Here is a 16,782-nt window from a genome sequence, read left to right as displayed (position 1 = left end):
CGGCTTCACGCGGAACCCTTTATTGGGCGACGCCAACTCTCGTTTTGCGCAAGCTTTTTCCCTGACAAACACGAACAGGTTATCCTAAACGACCTGAACCAGTTCGATTCGGGCCGCGACGGCTGCAAAGAACAAAACGCTGCCGACCAACACAAATACGTGCCAGATCGTATTGTGGAACGGCAGCCAGTCCAGCAGGTAGAAGGCGACCCCGGCCGTGTACACGAGCCCTCCGGCAATCATCAGCGTGACGATTGTGGGGGACAGGTCTGCCAACATGGATTGCCCGGCCCAGACCACCGCCCAACCCATCAATAGGTATAACGCAAGCCCGAACCAGCGGAACCGGTTTGGGTCTAACATCTTGAGAACTGACCCAAGCGTTGCCGAGGACCACAACCCGAGCAACAGCCCGGGGGACTGAGCACCGGACAACAGTAAAAACGGCGTATACGTCCCCGCGATCTTGACGTAGATGCCGGAATGATCGAGCCGTTGCAGAAACCCGCGCCATTCCTTGCTTTCGATCATGTTGTACAACGCAGAAAACGTCAGCATGAGTATCAACGTCACCCCGTAAATCGAGGCACCCAGTACCGCAGATTGATCATACCGGTAATTGATGGTCATCGTGATCAGCAGGGGAACCGCAATCAACGCACTCGAGACACCGAGCACATGGACCACCCCGTCGCTGATACGTTCTGTGCGGCTGTAAGCTGGTCGGATATGTGCAAATGACCACATATGAAAAAGCTAGGCGTCAGAATGGCTTCGGGCAAGCGGATCATCCCGAGAGCTATCGATATCGTGATCCAGAATGACAAAACGCCCGCAGAGCGAGCGTTTTGTTTCATATCCGTAATTAAGCGTGAGGATTATTCTTCGGTTTCCTCATCACCCTGATCGGCGATCCGGGCGACGCTGACGACCTCTTCGCCCTTGCCGGTGTTGAACACTTTGACCCCGCCGGCGCTGCGCGAGCGGAAAGAGATGCCGTCGACCGGAACCCGGATCGACTGTCCCTTAGAGGTGGCCAGCATGATCTGATCGTCGATTTCGACCGGGAACGAGGCCACCAGCGGGCCGCCCCGCATCGCCTTGTCCATCGCCATCACGCCCATGCCACCACGGCCGCGCACCGGATAGTCATGCGACGAGCTGAGCTTGCCGGACCCCTTGGCCGTGATGGTCAGGATCAGGTTCTCGGCCGCCGACATCTCGGCATAGCGTTCCTGCGGCAGGATGCTGTCGGCATTGCCGCCATCCTCGTCGGCGTCGGTGTCGTCGGTCACGCCGGCCATCAGGCGGCGCATTTTCAGATAGGCGGCGCGCTCGTCGGGGGTGGCCTCGAAATGACGGATCACCGACATCGAGACCACGCGGTCGCCCGCGTTCAGTCGGATGCCCCGCACGCCGGTCGATTTGCGCCCCTTGAACACCCGCACGTCTGTTGTGGAGAAACGGATCGCCCGGCCGGAATTGGTGACCAGCATCACATCGTCATCGTCCGAGCAGATGCGCGCGTTGACCAGTTCCACGCCCTCGGGCAGGTCCATCGCGATCTTGCCGTTGCGCTTGACGTTAGTGAAGTCGCTCAGCGCGTTGCGACGCACGTCTCCGGCGCTGGTGGCGAAGACGATCTGAAGGTTTTCCCATTCTTCATCCGGCACATCGACCGGCATGATCGCCGCAATGGAAACGCCAGTGGGAATCGGCAGGATGTTGACGATCGCCTTACCCTTGCCGGTGCGCCCCGACTGGGGCAGGCGCCAGGTCTTGAGCTTGTAGACCATCCCGTCGGTGGTGAAGAACAGAAGCTGGGTGTGCGTATTGGCCACGAAGAGGGTGGTGACCACGTCCTCTTCCTTGGTCTGCATGCCCGACAGCCCCTTGCCACCCCGCTTTTGCGCGCGGAAATCGGCCAGCGGCGTGCGCTTGATATAGCCGCCCGAAGTCACGGTCACGACCATGTCTTCGCGCTCGATCAGGTCCTCGTCTTCCATGTCGCCCGACCAGTCGACGATCTCGGTGCGGCGCGGTACCGCGAATTGTTCGCGGACGCTGCGCAGTTCATCAGCGATGATGCCCATTATGCGTTCGCGCGAGGACAGGATATCCAGGTATTCCTTGATCTTTGCGGCCAGGTCTTCCAGCTCGTCCGTGACCTCTTTGACGCCCAGTTGCGTCAGGCGTTGCAGGCGCAGGTCAAGGATGGCGCGGGCCTGAACCTCGGTCAGGTTATAGGTCCCGTCGTCGTTCATCTTGGACAGCGGATCGTCGATCAGGCGCAGATAGTCCGCGATGTCGGCGGCCGGCCAGCGCCGGGTCATCAGCTTTTCGCGTGCCTCGGCCGCGTCGGCCGAAGACCGGATCGTGGCCACGACCTCGTCAACGTTCGATACCGCCACGGCCAGACCGCACAGGATATGGCTGCGTTCCCGCGCCTTGCGCAGGTCAAAGGCGGTGCGGCGGGCAACGACATCTTCGCGGAAATCGATGAAGCTGGTCAGGAAACGGCGCAGAGTCAGCTGCTCGGGGCGGCCGCCGTTCAGCGCCAGCATGTTGCAGCCGAACGAGGTTTGCATAGGCGTGAACCGGTACAGCTGGTTCAGCACCACCTCGGGCGTTGCGTCGCGTTTCAGCTCGACCACCACCCGTACGCCGTTGCGGTCGGATTCGTCCTGAACATGGCTGACGCCTTCGATGCGCTTTTCGCGCACGGCTTCGGCGATCTTCTCGATCATCGAAGCCTTGTTCACCTGATAGGGGATCTCATCCACGATGATGGCATAGCGATCCTTGCGCAGCTCTTCAACGCGGGTCTTGGCGCGGATGATTACGCTGCCGCGGCCTTCCAGATAGGCCTTGCGCGCGCCGGATCGGCCCAGCATCACGCCGCCGGTCGGGAAATCGGGGCCGGGAACGTATTCGATCAGTTGCTCGGACGTCAGGTCCGGGTCGTCGATCAGGGCCAGCGTCGCGTTAACCACTTCGCCCAGGTTGTGCGGCGGGATGTTGGTGGCCATGCCCACGGCGATACCGCCGGCGCCGTTGACCAGCATGTTGGGGAAACGGGCGGGAAGGACAGTCGGTTCCTTGTCCTTGCCGTCGTAGTTGTCCTGGAAATCGACCGTCTCTTTCTCGATATCCGCCAGCAGGGCTGCGGCGGGCTTGTCCATCCGCACTTCGGTGTAACGCATGGCCGCCGGATTGTCGCCGTCCATCGAGCCGAAGTTGCCTTGACCATCCAGCAGCGGCAGCGACATCGAGAAATCCTGCGCCATCCGCACCAGCGCATCATAGATCGCGCTGTCACCGTGGGGGTGATACTTACCCATCACGTCACCCACCGGACGGGCCGATTTGCGATAGGCCTTGTCATGGGTATTTCCGGTCTCGTGCATCGCATAGAGGATGCGCCGATGCACCGGTTTCAAACCGTCGCGCAGATCGGGGATCGCGCGGCTGACGATGACCGACATCGCATAGTCCAGATAGGACGTGCGCATCTCGGATTCGATCGAGACCGTCGGGCCGTCATAGACAGGGCGCTCGGGCGGGGTTTCATCCATGTTTTCGGGGATTTCTGGCGTATCGCTCACGTAAACTGCCCGTATTTTGTGCTGGGTCTATATCTTGTGGATGCACCTTATCAGACCCGGCACATAAGGTGCAAGCAAGCAGCGCTCCCCAAGGTTCGAATCCTCGGTAACACCCAAGTAACATATTGTTATCTAAGTATTAGGGGGTTTTCGTGCTAGCCTGAGAATACCGTGCAACAAACCGGAGGTCTGCATGAAGACAAGTGAAACCGAATTGATGCTCAAGGGCTATGGCCTGACAACGGCCGAATTTTTCTATCACATGCCCGATTACGTCCACGTCCTGAATACCTTCATCTGGCAGGAATATGACCTTGCGCCGGATCATCCGAAACTCTTCGAATTCATCGAGTTTTGGCAACGAGAAATAGAAGGGCCGCTGCATTCCGTGAAATTCACGCACCGCAAGATGATCGCACCGGGCGAGTGGCGCAACATGGTTGGTGAGTTTCGCGTGAACTGAGTGATCGGCCAGGTCCGCGTGTGCGTCGGAATTCCTGTTCTCATTTGAGGCAAGTCGCGTATGGTGACTGCCAATCTAATGGCGTCACAGGAAAAAACAATGATCAGAGCCGTTCTCTTTGTTGCAGCGCTTTGCATGAGCAGCCCCGTTTTTGCCGAGGGTGTTCTGGACAAGATCAAGAAAGGTGCCGAGAGCGTCGGGAAGACGATCGACAAAGGTGCCGAAGCGGTTGACGATACGATCACGTCCACTTCGGAGCTGCTGTCCAACGAGGCAACACCTGAAGAAACGCGCGCAAAGCTTGACGCGATGGCAGGTGAGATTTTGGATCAGCTTCTGGCGGAAAACCCCGATGCGCGGCCACTTTATGACGTCAGTGCCGGGTATGCGGTGTTCGACTCCCGTAAGGTTACGGTATTCCCTGTGTCGGCGGGCTATGGCCGGGGCGTGGCGGTGTCGAAAGACACCGGGCAACACACATATATGAACATGGGAACGGGCGGCGTTGGCGGCGCCATCGGCATCGGTGGTTTCGAGACCAAATTCGTAATCCTGTTCGAAACCCCTGCTGATCTGGATAAGTTTATAAACCAGGGCTATGACGCGACCGCAGAAACGGGGGCCATGTATGGCGAGGATAAAACGGGCGAAACCCTGCGTTTCACTGATGGACGCTCGTTTTTTGTTCTCAACAAAAAGGGCTGGCGCGTATCGGCCGGCGCGTCCGGCACCAAGTTCTGGAAATCGCCCGAGCTGAATTGATCAGCCAGAACAGCTGGCCCCGCCCAAAACGCAGAATTTGGCGCAATGAGGGTGGTTCAGATGCACGTCCGCCTCGGCCTGGGCCAGGGTATGGCCCATCTCGAACTCGGGCTCATAGGGCAGCAGGGTGCAGGCCAGGACAGCAGGTTTTTCGGCCCCTTTGCGCTTGACCACCATACGGGCGCTGGCGCACATGACGTCGTTGGGGGATTTGTCAAGAATTCCCCAGCATGCGGTGGTGATTTCTGGAACCTCGACAGTTTCGTCCATTTCGGGAAACAGAACGGTCTGAGCCGGGTTCTGCGGGTCAATGTCAAATCCGTGCCTGGCAAAGAACCTGGCATAGCCCGCACGGCTTTCCGCGTCTGACTCCCCCCAGACCGTACGCCCGGCGATGGCCATGTTGAAACCGTGGTCGCGCAACCATTCCATACCGGCCAGGGTTTTGTCGAAACTGCCGTCACCGCGTTCTTCGTCATGCAGGGCCGGGCGGAAGTGATCGACCGAAACGCGCAGAGTCAACATGTGGTTGAATTCCTTTTGCAATCCCAGCAACCCGTCGCGCATTTTGCGGCGCATCATCGGCGCCATTGCGTTGGTCAGAATCAGAACCTTGTACCCTCGTTCCAGCGCGGCGCGTGTCATGTCGATCATGTCCGGGTTCATGAACGGCTCACCGCCCGTGAACCCGATCTCGTGCACGGGCCAGTTACGAGCTTCGATCTGATCAAGGTAGTTCCGGACCTCGTCAGCGGTGATGTAAACCAAAGCGTCATTGGTCGGGCTGCTGGCGATATAGCAGTTCACGCATTCGATATTGCACAAAGTGCCCGTATTGAACCAAAGGGTCTCGGGCCGTGTCAGGGAAACCTTTGCGCGGGTCTGGCCGTCAGCTGTCACCGATTTGTTTTGAAACTTGCCGATATTGGCGAGCTGTGGGGCGTTGTCTTTCATTCCCGCATCCGGTTCTTAAAGGTCATCAATCCGATCTAGCCCTTTGTCACGGATTTGGTAAGGGTGACGCAGCGGTTCTGACAGAGTTTTGAACAGAGTGATTTATTGCCGTATGGTTGCGCTAACATTGGACATGCCGGAAGGGGCGGGGTAAGGACAATTCATGGTTTCACGCGTCATACCTGTTGATCCCTTTGATCTGATCATTTTCGGCGGCACCGGCGATCTGGCGCAGCGCAAGATTCTGCCCGCGCTTTACCGTCGGTTTTGCGCCGGGCAATGGTATGAGGATGCCAGGATTATCGCAGCAGCGCGTGCGGGCCATTCCGCAGAAGATTTCCGGCAGATGGTCGCAGAATCGCTGCACCGGCATGCTGCGGTCCGCGCTTCGGAGTCCCAGAGAGTGTCCCGTTTTCTACAGCGGGTCGATTATGTCCCGCTGGATGCAGTATCAGCCGAAGGATGGGACCTGCTGGGTGAAAAACTGTTGCCTAACCGCGTGCGCGCGTTCTATTTCTCGGTCGGCCCAAGCCTGTTCGGCCCTTTGGCCGAGCGGGTCCGGGCCTATGATCTGGCGACCGAAGATACGCGCATCGTGGTGGAAAAACCGTTCGGGCATGATCTGGGCAGCGCGCGAGAGCTGAATGCCACACTGGCTGCGCATTTTGATGAAAGCCAGATCTACCGAATCGATCATTACCTGGGCAAGGAAACCGTCCAGAACCTGATGGCCGTACGGTTTGGCAATATGCTGTTCGAACCGCTGTGGAACAGCCAGTATGTCGACCATATCCAGATCACCGTTGCCGAAACCGTCGGTATCGATGGGCGCGAAGAATACTATGAACGCGCCGGCGCGATGCGGGACATGGTGCAAAATCACCTGATGCAGCTGCTGTGCCTGATTGCGATGGAACCCCCGGCAAAGTTCGATCCGGACGCGGTGCGAGATGAAAAGCTCAAGGTGATCCGGGCGCTTGATCCGGTGGAGCCGCATCACATCGTGCGCGGCCAGTTTTCGGCAGGGCCGGACGGGGCGGGATACCGCGAATGTGTCGGCAACCCACGCTCGACCACTGAAAGCTATGTGGCGCTGAAGGCGCATGTCAGCAATTGGCGATGGGCAGGCACGCCGTTTTATCTGCGTACGGGCAAACGGCTGGTGGCGCGTTCGTCGATTATCAATGTGATGTTCAAGGACGCGCCGCATTCGATTTTCGGGGAAGAGGCCGGGCGTCACGCCAATGCGCTATCGATCCGGTTGCAACCCAACGAGGGGATCACGCTGAAAGTGACGATCAAGGAACCGGGGCCAGGCGGGATGCGGCTGATCGACGTGCCATTGGACATGAGTTTCGCCGAAGCGCTGGGGCCCGAGAATCAAGACCCGCCAGATGCTTACGAGCGCCTCGTCATGGACGTGATACGGGGCAACCAAACGCTGTTCATGCGTGGGGACGAGGTCGAGGCCGCATGGGCCTGGACCGATCCGATCATCGCCGGATGGCTGGCGCGCGGGGACGTGCCCAAACCTTATGACAGTGGCAGCACAGGGCCGGGCGACGCCGAGCTGCTGATGAAACGGGATGGTCGCCGCTGGCAGGGAATAAAGCCATGAACATTCAAGAATATGCCGACCGAGAAATGCTGGCCATCGATGTGGCAAACGCGTTGGCGGGTGAGCTTGAGACCGCTTTGTTGCACAATGACACGGTTGCATTGGCCGTCCCCGGCGGGACGACACCGGGGCCGGTTTTTGACAGCCTGTGTGCTGCCGATCTCGAGTGGGACCGTGTGCGGGTTCTGCCTACGGACGAACGCTGCGTGCCGGCTGATCACGAACGTTCGAACGAACGCCTGATCCGGGAAAGACTGCTGACCAACCGGGCATCCGTGGCACAGTATATCCCACTTTATGTTCCGGGCGCAGAGCCTGAATCGGCTTTGCCGGAAGTTGAATCGCTGATCGCGCCGGTGCTGCCTTTGTCGGTTCTTGTCCTTGGGATGGGGGAAGACATGCACACGGCTTCGTTGTTCCCCGGAATGGATGGGCTGGACAAGGCCCTCGACAGCCAGGCGCCGACCTTGATCGTCGCCCGGACCGATGTGCAGCCAGAGCCCCGGATTTCTTTGACGGCCCCTGTGCTGGACGGGGCTTTGTCGAAACATCTGATCATCTACGGGCAGGCAAAACGAGACGTATTGGACAAGGCCATGTCGATGCCACCGGAAGAGGCACCGATCGCCGCGGTCCTCAGCGGCATGACGGTTCATTGGGCGGAGTGAGGCAATGCAGTTGGATGCTTTAAAGGCGCTTGCAGCGGCTGACCGCCGTATCGTCGACCTGTTTGCAAAGGATGCAACCCGGGCCGCGGCGTTTTCAGCCTCGACCGGGGATTTGCTGTTCGATTATTCAAAAACGCAGATTGATGAAGACGTGCGCGCTGCGCTGCTGCAATTGTGTGAAGATGCCGGGCTTGCGACGCGGCGCGACGCCATGTTTACCGGGAAGAAGATCAACGAAACCGAAGGGCGCGCGGTGCTGCACACGGCGTTGCGCAATCTGGACGGTGGCCCGGTCGAAGTGGATGGTCAGGACGTCATGCCCGGGGTTCTGGACACGCTGCAACGAATGCGGGTCTTTGCCGAAGAAGTCCGCGGTGGTGCGATTGCCGGGGCAGGGGGCAGCTTTACCGATGTGGTCAATATCGGCATCGGTGGGTCGGATCTTGGCCCGGTCATGGCCACTCATGCGCTGGCTCCGTATCATGACGGGCCGCGCCTGCATTATGTCTCGAACGTGGATGGGGCCCACATCGCGGATACGTTGCGCCCATTGGATCCTGCACGGACGCTTGTGATTGTCGCGTCCAAGACATTCACCACGATCGAAACGATGACCAATGCGCGCACGGCCCGCGCCTGGATGTCCGAGGGCGGAGGTGATCCGTCCCGCCAGTTCGCCGCCGTATCCAGCGCGCTGGACAAGACGCAGGCTTTCGGCATCCCCGAGGCGCATGTATTTGGTTTCGCTGATTGGGTGGGTGGGCGTTATTCGGTCTGGGGGCCGGTCGGATTGCCGGTCATGATTGCCGTCGGTTCAAATGCATTTGATGCGTTTCTGCGAGGCGGGCAGGCGATGGATCTGCATTTCCGCTCGGCGGATTGGGTGGAAAACATGCCTGTGATGCTGGCGCTGGTCGGCATCTGGCACCGTCAGGTTCTGGGTTGCACCAGCCGCGCTGTGCTGCCCTATGATCAGCGGCTGCTGCGCCTGCCGGCCTATCTCCAGCAGTTGGAAATGGAATCGAATGGCAAATCTGTCGCGATGGACGGATCTGCGGTGGCTGCCCCTTCCGGGCCGGTGGTCTGGGGAGAGCCGGGCACCAACGGCCAGCATGCGTTCTATCAGCTGATCCATCAGGGGACGGATGTCATTCCCTGCGAATTCATGGTCGCCGCCGAAGGGCACGAACCCGAGTTGACCCACCATCACCGCCTGCTTTTGGCCAACTGTCTGGCCCAGTCAGAGGCTTTGATGCGTGGCCGGTCTTTGGATGAAGCCCGTGAACGCATGGCGGAAAAAGGCCTTGATGGCGACGAACTTGACCGGCAGGCGCGACACCGCGTGTTCCCGGGCAACCGCCCTTCCACGACGCTGATCCATCCGAAGCTTACACCGTTCGTTCTGGGGCAGATTATCGCGCTGTACGAGCATCGTGTGTTCGTTGAAGGTGTTCTGCTGGGCATCAATTCCTTTGATCAGTGGGGTGTGGAATTGGGCAAAGAACTTGCCAACTCGCTCGGACCTGTCGTGGATGGTGTTGCCAGTGCTGACGGTAAAGACGGATCAACCGCCGCATTGGTCGCCTACGCGCTGAAACACCGAAACCAAGAGTGAAAAAATGCCGCCCACGACCGTGTTGGGCTGCATTCTTTTATTGTCAGACAATTAAATGATTGGCAGGGTTCCTCCGTAGGAAACGACTGTATTGACGCATCGGGTCACGCCCCAAGCCGTCAATGCCAGATGGACAAGGCAGAGGCCATCCAAGGTCTCGCCAAGGACGGGAGGATGTCCATGCTAGGACAGATGATGACGCAGCCCTTGCTGGTTTCGTCGCTGATCGATCACGCAGACCGCTATCACGGCCAGACCGAGATTGTTTCGGTTGAAACGGATGGAACGGTCACTGAAACCAACTGGTCCGAGATTGCGGTGAATGCCCGACGGATGGCGTCGGCCTTGACGAATCTGGGGCTGGAACCGCAGGACAGGATCGGGACACTGGCCTGGAACAATCGGCGGCATCTTGAGATCTATTTTGCCACGTCGGGCGCGGGCTATGTCTGTCACACGGTCAATCCCCGCCTGTTCCCCGAGCAGCTGACCTTTATCATCAACCATGCTCAGGACAGGGTTCTGTTCTTTGATGCGACGTTCATTCCGCTGGTCGCCGCGCTGCATGACGCTTTGTCCGAGGTTCAGCATTTTGTTGTGATGGGGCCTCGCAATGAAGAGGCTGCGGCTCAGGTTCCTGATCTGAAGTTCTATGACGAGTTGCTGGAGACCGGGGATGCAGGTTTCCAATGGCCCGACCTGGATGAAAAGACGGCCTGCGGTCTGTGCTATACGTCGGGAACCACGGGCAATCCAAAGGGCGTGTTGTATTCTCATCGGTCAACACTGCTGCACAGCTTTGCATCGAACACACGGGATGTGATCGGGTATTCAGCGATGGATGTTGTTATGCCGGTTGTGCCGATGTTCCACGTCAACGCCTGGGGATCGCCCTACGCCTGCGCCATGTCGGGATCGCGGCTTGTGTTGCCCGGGCCGGATTTGCACGGCGAGGCACTGGTCAATCTGATCGACACCTATGGCGTGACTTTGGCCATGGGTGTGCCGACCATCTGGCAGGGCTTGTTGGCCCATGCCGCAGCATGCGGAACCGAACTCAAAAGCCTTGAACGTACGGTTATCGGCGGCGCCGCGTGCCCTCCGTCGATGATCGAAACCTTCCGCGAAACCTATGGCGTTGACACGGTCCACGCCTGGGGCATGAGCGAGATGAGCCCGCTGGGCACGACGAATTATCCATTGGCCAAACACCTGAAGCTGCCACCGGAAGACCAGCACAAGATCCGCCTGAGCCAGGGAAGACCACCCTTTGGGGTTGAGTTGAAAATCGTGGACGAAGATGGGAATGATCTGCCGCATGACGGCGAAACCCAGGGCGATTTGATGGTGCGGGGTCACTGGGTTCTGGACAGCTACTTCCAGTTGCAGGATCAGGATCTGTTGCAGGATGGCTGGTTCGCCACCGGAGATGTGGCCACTTTGGACCCGGATGGCTACATGACCATTCGCGACAGATCCAAGGACATCATCAAATCCGGTGGGGAATGGATCAGTTCGGTCGAGCTTGAGAACATCGCCGTGGCCCACCCCCAGCTTGCGACGGCCGCCGTGGTCGGTGTTCCGCATCCGAAATGGGATGAACGCCCCTTGCTGGTTGCTGTCAAAGCCGATGGTGAAAATCCCGGCGAAGAGGATTTGCTTGCCTTTTTCGAAGGCAAAATCGCCAAGTGGCAGATCCCGGACAAGGTTGTCTTTGTCGACGCATTGCCGCTGAGCGCGACCGGAAAGGTATTGAAACGCAAGCTTCGGGCCGAGTTCGGCGACGCCCTGACAGGGTAGGTCTGCTGCGTTTTGGGGAATTGGCTCCGGCGGTAGGGATCGAACCTACGACCAATTGATTAACAGTCAACTGCTCTACCGCTGAGCTACGCCGGAACGGTTCGCGCCGTATAGCAATCCGGTTTCCAGACGTCCAGAGGGTGCGTGTGTTTTTCGACGAAAAAAACCGGCATAAATCGATGTGTTTTCTGACGCCAATGCAGGTCTGAACGAAGGGGGATTTTGGCTCCGGCGGTAGGGATCGAACCTACGACCAATTGATTAACAGTCAACTGCTCTACCGCTGAGCTACGCCGGAACTGAGGCGCATATAGCAACCCCGATTCCGGACGTCCAGTGGTTAAGTACGAGAACCTTCAAAAAATTTTACTGTTCTAGCGAAGCCGCCGAAAAACAGATGAAACTGAAAGTGGGCCAATGGGCGTCACTCTGTTTTTTCCAGTCAGATCAACGAGATGAGCGAAAACGTTGCGCTCGGCTGCGGGCAGCAATGCCGCTGGCGTATCCGTATAGATGCGCCCAGCCAGATCCCGCGCTGTCCCGTCTTCTTTTTCCAATGCGCTCAGAATCTGCGCCTCGCGGGTCTGGCGATGTGCAATCAGCCAGTCCAAACGTTGGGCAGGGCTGGTAATCGGTGCGCCATGGCCGGCGTGGAAAACCGACCAGTCGCGCGCGCGCAGCCGATGGCAGGCAGCCATGAAGTCGGTCAGATCACCATCCGGAGGGGACACCAACGAGCTGGCCCACCCCATGACATGATCCGCCGTAAAACAGATGTTCTGCCAGGCCAGAGCAATGTGATTGCCCAGATGGCCCGGTGTGTGAATGACCTCAAGCTGCCACCCGTCGCCATTGATGGTCTCACTATCCGCCACTTCGACATCAGGGCGAAACGCGGTGTCGATGCCTTCGCCGCCGCCGGTCAGCCCCTGCGCGGCAAGATCGGTCATGACGGCGCTGCGCCCCGCCTCGGGCCCGCCATAAGCATAAATCGTCGCCCCTGTGCGCGCCGCCAGCGGAGCCGCCAGGGGTGAATGGTCCACATGCGTATGTGTGACAATGATATGGCTGATCCTTTGACCCGGCGCCAAGGAATCCAGAATTGCGCCCAGATGTGCCTCGCTTGCGGGGCCTGGATCGATGACGGCAATGTCGCGTTCACCCAGCAGATACGTGTTGGTGCCACGATAGGTCATCGGAGAGGGATTCGGGGCCAGAATACGCCGCAAACCCGGATGCAGTTCCTCTGGCTGGCCGACGGGCGGATCGAAATCATCTGGTGCCTGCATTCTGTGCTCTTTCTCTTGTCCGGTCAGCCCGTTAGGTTTAGCGCATGTCTTCGCACTGGCTCAAACCTTATATGCCTCGCAGTCTTTACGCCCGGGCAGCGCTGATCCTGGTTTTACCTGTGATCGTGCTGTTGCTGGTCGTGGGAATCGCGTTCCTTCAAAAGCATCTTGAGGATGTCACCGGCCAGATGACACGCGCGGCATCCCGCGAGGTGATGCTGATTTCGACAATGATCGAGGACGCGGAAACGCAACAACAGGCGCTGGCGTCGATTCGTCCCGATTTGCAGGCCCTTGAGATGAAGGCCAGGTTTCTGGGCGTCAACGAACAGCCTGAGATTGGCGCGCGGCGATGGTACGATTTCATCGCCCCGCAGGTCGAATCCGAACTGTATGCCAGGTTGCCCAATCTTGCCGCCGTGGCGTTACCCAGCAGCAAAGAGGCGCGGGTTTATCTGAATACGCATCTGGGAGTGCTGCAATTGACGTTCGATCGGCGCAGGTTGTCGCCCGCGGCCCCGCATCAATTGATCGTCACCATGGTGTTCTTTGCGGTCATCATGACGACGATCTCGTTTCTTTACATGCGGAATCAATTGCGTCCCATTACGCGCCTCGCTGATGCAGCGCAGGCCTTCGGGCGGGGACGAATCGTTCCGTATTCACCCGGTGGAGCCATCGAGGTTCGTGCGGCGGGAAATGCGTTTCTGGATATGCGGTCCCGTATCGAACGCCAGATCGAGCAACGGACGTTGATGCTGTCGGGTGTCAGCCACGATCTGCGCACCCCGTTGACGCGCCTGAAGCTTGGACTGTCGATGTTGCCGGAAGAAGAGGCCGCACCGTTGCAAAAGGATGTCACGGAAATGCAGTCCTTGCTGGATGCGTTTCTGGACTTTTCGCGTGGGGCTGCCGAGGGATCGGCGGAAGAGGTCCAACCGGATGAATTTCTCCGCCAGATCGTGGATGATGCAAAACGGGCTGGTCATCAGGCAGAGCTGATCGCGGTCGAGGGGCAGGGGACGGTCATGATACGCCCCTTGGCTGTACGCCGGGCGGTGGAAAACCTGATTGGAAATGCCATGCGCTATGGCAGCCGGGCCGAGCTCAGCCTGTTTCTGAACGCGAAATCGATGCGCATCCGTGTTGAGGATGACGGCCCCGGTATACCTGCGGACCAACGTACAGAGGCGGTAAAGCCTTTCACGCGGCTCGACCCGGCTCGCAATCAGAATCAGGGCAGTGGCGTTGGCCTTGGTCTTGCGATTGTGGCGGATGTCGCGCGCGCGCATGGTGGAGCTTTGCGCTTGTCGAAAAGCGAACGTCTCGGAGGGCTCTGCGCGGACATAATAATCGGGCGATAGACCCCCTGTTATGTCTGCGCTTGGGGTTCAATTTTGTTAATTTGTCTGGCCATGGCATCCTGTCCCCATAGTTTTTTGCTTTTTTGGGGGCGCATAGGATGGTTATCGCAGGATTCGTGAAATTGGCCGAAAAGGGGTTTGTCGGGTGCGCGACACTTGCGGCCTTGCTGCCTCTTTGGCAGTGGTATGACGAAACCGATGAAAGGCGGGTGGAACGTTTGACCGGTTTTATCGGGGCAGGCGATACATGTCTGAAATGGTTGCGGTCCGACCTGATCGAATCGTTGGCATCCGAGTTGTGGCATGCGTCGCAGCAGGACGTGGTGGATGGCGACGAGGATCTTGCACCACTTCCGGTTCAGGTGCGTGCCAATATGGCGATATTTTGCGCTGAAATGCTGGACTATTTGCAGAATGACTTCGGCAAGTTCGACGAGCCTCTCGCCTATGATTATTACATGATGATCATGGATGCGTCGTTCTGGGTCGATCCTGATGAATTCGAGACCTATTTGGAGGCGGTGCATCAAGATCCGAGCCTGTCCGGCAGTCACGAGGATTACAGCTTTGGTGGGCGCGACGGCTATTCCTATGAATGGCAAGTAACCCAAGAGGAGCTCGACGCCTATTTTGGGTTCGAAGATTCGGACGGATGAGCCAGCGCATCAACGTCCAGACGGCAACAACCCACCTGGATGTCTCGGCGAAATGGTAGGCCCGGAGGGACTCGAACCCCCAACCAAAGCGTTATGAGCGCTCTGCTCTAACCAATTGAGCTACAGGCCCGCCTAGGCGCTTGGGTATCACGGTGAACGGCCGCGTCAAGCCTGACCGTTGCAACAAACGCCACAATCGACTAACCCGCCCGCAAAGCTTTCTTGAGGGACCGGACATGACAGCGGGTAAAAACGGAATCACCTATGCCGATGCAGGTGTGGATATCGACGCGGGCAACGCCCTGGTCGATCGGATCAAACCCGCCGCCAAGCGGACCAACCGCCCCGGTGTGATGAGCGGCCTGGGTGGATTTGGCGCGCTATTCGATCTGAAGGCTGCCGGGTACCAGGACCCGATTCTGGTCGGTGCGACGGATGGCGTGGGCACCAAGCTGCGGATTGCGATTGATACCGGCGTCGTGGACGGGGTCGGCGTCGATCTGGTGGCCATGTGCGTGAATGACCTGATCTGTCAGGGGGCCGAGCCGCTGTTCTTCCTCGATTATTTCGCGACCGGCAGGCTGGATACCGATACGGCGGCGCGGATCATCGAAGGGATTGCCGAAGGATGTGCGCAGTCTGGCTGTGCCCTGATCGGTGGTGAAACCGCCGAGATGCCGGGAATGTATCCCGATGGCGATTTTGATCTGGCCGGGTTTGCGGTCGGTGCGATGGAACGCGGCGCAGATCTACCTGCGGGCGTTCAAGCCGGTGACGTCCTTTTGGGTCTGGCCTCGAACGGGGTGCATTCCAACGGTTATTCGCTTGTGCGCAAGCTGGTCGAACTGTCCGGTCTGGGCTGGGATTCGCCGTCGCCCTTTGGAGAGGGCAATCTGGGTGAGGCACTTCTGACGCCCACACGCCTTTACGTAAAACCGGCTTTGGCTGCGGTTCGCGCAGGTGGTGTGCATGCGCTGGCGCATATCACCGGCGGCGGGTTGACCGAAAATCTTCCGCGCGTGCTGCCCCAAGGGCTTGGGGCCCGGATCGATCTGGGTAGCTGGCAACTGCCCCCTGTCTTCGGCTGGATGGCGAAGACCGGCAGTATCGTTGAGGCGGAAATGCTCAAGACTTTCAATTGCGGCATCGGCCTTATTGTCGTGTGCGCCGCAGACAAGGCGGATGAGCTGTCAGCCCTGCTGGCCGATGCCGGTGAAACCGTCGCTCGGATCGGTGCCGTCACGGAAACGCCCGGCGTTGCCTATTCGGGCAAACTGCTGTGAGCCAGAAGCGCGTCGCGATCCTGATCTCCGGGGGCGGGTCGAACATGGTGTCGCTTGTTGACAGCATGACCAAAGATCATCCGGCGCGGCCCTGTTTGGTGTTGTCCAATGATGCGCAGGCAGGCGGGCTGAAAAAAGCTGCGGACCGTGGCATTCCGACCGCAGTGGTTGATCATCGCCCTTTCAAGGGGGACCGCAGCGCCTTTGAAGCCGAGCTTTTGAAGCCCCTGCAAGAGGCGCACCCCGACATTGTCTGTCTGGCCGGCTTTATGCGGGTTCTGACAGCGGATTTCGTGTCTCGGTTTCAAGGCCGGATGCTGAATATCCACCCTTCATTATTGCCAAAATACAAAGGGTTACACACCCATGCCCGCGCGATTCAAGCCAGAGATTCCGAACACGGCTGCTCGGTGCATGAGGTGACGGCGGCACTGGATGATGGCCCGATTCTGGGTCAGGCACGGGTCCCGATCAAAGCCGATGATACACCGGAATCGCTGGCTGCGCGGGTGCTGGTGTGGGAGCATAAACTCTACCCCGAAGTGCTGCGGCGCTTTGCAGAAGGCAACAGGTCGCCCGTCCTGTTGCCGTGAAGGCTCTGTGGGTGATTTACACCCGTGTAATAATCGGCCTATGGTCGTCGACGACGCTCGGGACGAGGACAAAAACGGGCAGGCACAAAAACAAGAGCGATACTAATACGGC

14 protein-coding genes and 3 tRNA genes are annotated in these 16,782 nt (G+C 58.8%); 10 read left to right on the top strand and 7 right to left on the bottom strand.

The genetic code is table 11. From position 1 onward, the window contains the following. Nucleotides 1–84: 84 nt before the first annotated feature. Both trhA and gyrA read right to left on the bottom strand, forming a co-directional pair. Nucleotides 85–747 (bottom strand): PAQR family membrane homeostasis protein TrhA, encoded by a 663-nt coding sequence (gene trhA, locus ACR0FB_RS02020; RefSeq protein ID WP_171632157.1) that lies wholly within the window; start codon nt 745–747, stop codon nt 85–87. Nucleotides 748–878: 131 nt separating this feature from the next. Further along, on the bottom strand, nt 879–3,605 hold the full coding sequence (gyrA, locus tag ACR0FB_RS02015) for a DNA gyrase subunit A (protein ID WP_171632161.1): 2,727 nt from the start codon (nt 3,603–3,605) through the stop codon (nt 879–881). Nucleotides 3,606–3,798: 193 nt separating this feature from the next. On the opposite strand from gyrA, the gene ACR0FB_RS02010 reads away from it, so the two are divergent. Beyond that, on the top strand, nt 3,799–4,068 hold the full coding sequence (locus tag ACR0FB_RS02010; RefSeq protein ID WP_152458119.1) for an usg protein: 270 nt from the start codon (nt 3,799–3,801) through the stop codon (nt 4,066–4,068). Between the two features lie 99 nt (nt 4,069–4,167). Beyond that, entirely contained in the window at nt 4,168–4,830 is a 663-nt protein-coding gene (locus ACR0FB_RS02005; RefSeq protein ID WP_171723187.1) for a lipid-binding SYLF domain-containing protein, read from the top strand. On the opposite strand, the gene ACR0FB_RS02000 is transcribed toward ACR0FB_RS02005, so the two are convergent. Beyond that, nucleotides 4,831–5,784: a radical SAM protein gene (locus tag ACR0FB_RS02000; RefSeq protein WP_480619492.1), complete on the bottom strand. Its 954-nt coding sequence runs from the start codon at nt 5,782–5,784 to the stop codon at nt 4,831–4,833. A 163-nt stretch (nt 5,785–5,947) separates the two neighbouring features. Here ACR0FB_RS02000 and zwf point away from each other — a divergent pair, with 163 nt between their 5' ends. From zwf to ACR0FB_RS01980, 4 genes are all read left to right on the top strand, one after another. Then, entirely contained in the window at nt 5,948–7,402 is a 1,455-nt protein-coding gene (zwf, locus tag ACR0FB_RS01995; RefSeq protein ID WP_480619490.1) for a glucose-6-phosphate dehydrogenase, read from the top strand. Next, nucleotides 7,399–8,070: a 6-phosphogluconolactonase gene (gene pgl / locus ACR0FB_RS01990; RefSeq protein WP_209832976.1), complete on the top strand. Its 672-nt coding sequence runs from the start codon at nt 7,399–7,401 to the stop codon at nt 8,068–8,070. The genes zwf and pgl overlap by 4 nt, the downstream gene beginning before the upstream one ends. A 4-nt stretch (nt 8,071–8,074) precedes the next feature. After that, on the top strand, nt 8,075–9,685 hold the full coding sequence (gene pgi / locus ACR0FB_RS01985; RefSeq protein WP_480619488.1) for a glucose-6-phosphate isomerase: 1,611 nt from the start codon (nt 8,075–8,077) through the stop codon (nt 9,683–9,685). A gap of 180 nt (nt 9,686–9,865) precedes the next feature. Next, nucleotides 9,866–11,485 (top strand): long-chain-fatty-acid--CoA ligase, encoded by a 1,620-nt coding sequence (locus tag ACR0FB_RS01980; RefSeq protein ID WP_480619486.1) that lies wholly within the window; start codon nt 9,866–9,868, stop codon nt 11,483–11,485. Nucleotides 11,486–11,506: 21 nt separating this feature from the next. Here ACR0FB_RS01980 and ACR0FB_RS01975 read toward each other — a convergent pair. The 3 genes from ACR0FB_RS01975 to ACR0FB_RS01965 all read right to left on the bottom strand — a co-directional run bounded on the left by ACR0FB_RS01975 (nt 11,507) and on the right by ACR0FB_RS01965 (nt 12,774). Continuing rightward, nucleotides 11,507–11,581, bottom strand: a tRNA-Asn gene (locus tag ACR0FB_RS01975). 127 nt (nt 11,582–11,708) lie between these two features. Continuing rightward, nucleotides 11,709–11,783, bottom strand: a tRNA-Asn gene (locus ACR0FB_RS01970). Nucleotides 11,784–11,859: 76 nt separating this feature from the next. Further along, nucleotides 11,860–12,774, bottom strand: a complete 915-nt coding sequence (locus ACR0FB_RS01965) for an MBL fold metallo-hydrolase (RefSeq protein ID WP_480619484.1) — start codon at nt 12,772–12,774, stop codon at nt 11,860–11,862. A gap of 44 nt (nt 12,775–12,818) precedes the next feature. Here ACR0FB_RS01965 and ACR0FB_RS01960 point away from each other — a divergent pair, with 44 nt between their 5' ends. Both ACR0FB_RS01960 and ACR0FB_RS01955 read left to right on the top strand, forming a co-directional pair. After that, nucleotides 12,819–14,138: an ATP-binding protein gene (locus ACR0FB_RS01960; protein ID WP_480619482.1), complete on the top strand. Its 1,320-nt coding sequence runs from the start codon at nt 12,819–12,821 to the stop codon at nt 14,136–14,138. A 98-nt stretch (nt 14,139–14,236) separates the two neighbouring features. After that, nucleotides 14,237–14,794, top strand: coding sequence for a hypothetical protein (locus ACR0FB_RS01955; protein WP_171115717.1), 558 nt, complete (start codon nt 14,237–14,239; stop codon nt 14,792–14,794). A gap of 53 nt (nt 14,795–14,847) precedes the next feature. On the opposite strand, the gene ACR0FB_RS01950 is transcribed toward ACR0FB_RS01955, so the two are convergent. After that, nucleotides 14,848–14,924: transfer RNA gene (locus tag ACR0FB_RS01950), tRNA-Ile, on the bottom strand. Nucleotides 14,925–15,030: 106 nt separating this feature from the next. On the opposite strand from ACR0FB_RS01950, the gene purM reads away from it, so the two are divergent. Beyond that, nucleotides 15,031–16,077 (top strand): phosphoribosylformylglycinamidine cyclo-ligase, encoded by a 1,047-nt coding sequence (gene purM / locus ACR0FB_RS01945; RefSeq protein WP_209832986.1) that lies wholly within the window; start codon nt 15,031–15,033, stop codon nt 16,075–16,077. Further along, on the top strand, nt 16,074–16,670 hold the full coding sequence (gene purN / locus ACR0FB_RS01940; protein ID WP_171632189.1) for a phosphoribosylglycinamide formyltransferase: 597 nt from the start codon (nt 16,074–16,076) through the stop codon (nt 16,668–16,670). Before purM ends, purN begins: the two co-directional genes overlap by 4 nt. The last annotated feature ends 112 nt before the right edge of the window (nt 16,671–16,782 follow it).

The sequence above is a fragment of the Ruegeria sp. P10 genome (assembly GCF_056534925.1).
The sequence above is the reverse complement of the archived record's forward strand: the minus strand, read 5'-3'. Positions and strand labels throughout refer to the sequence as shown.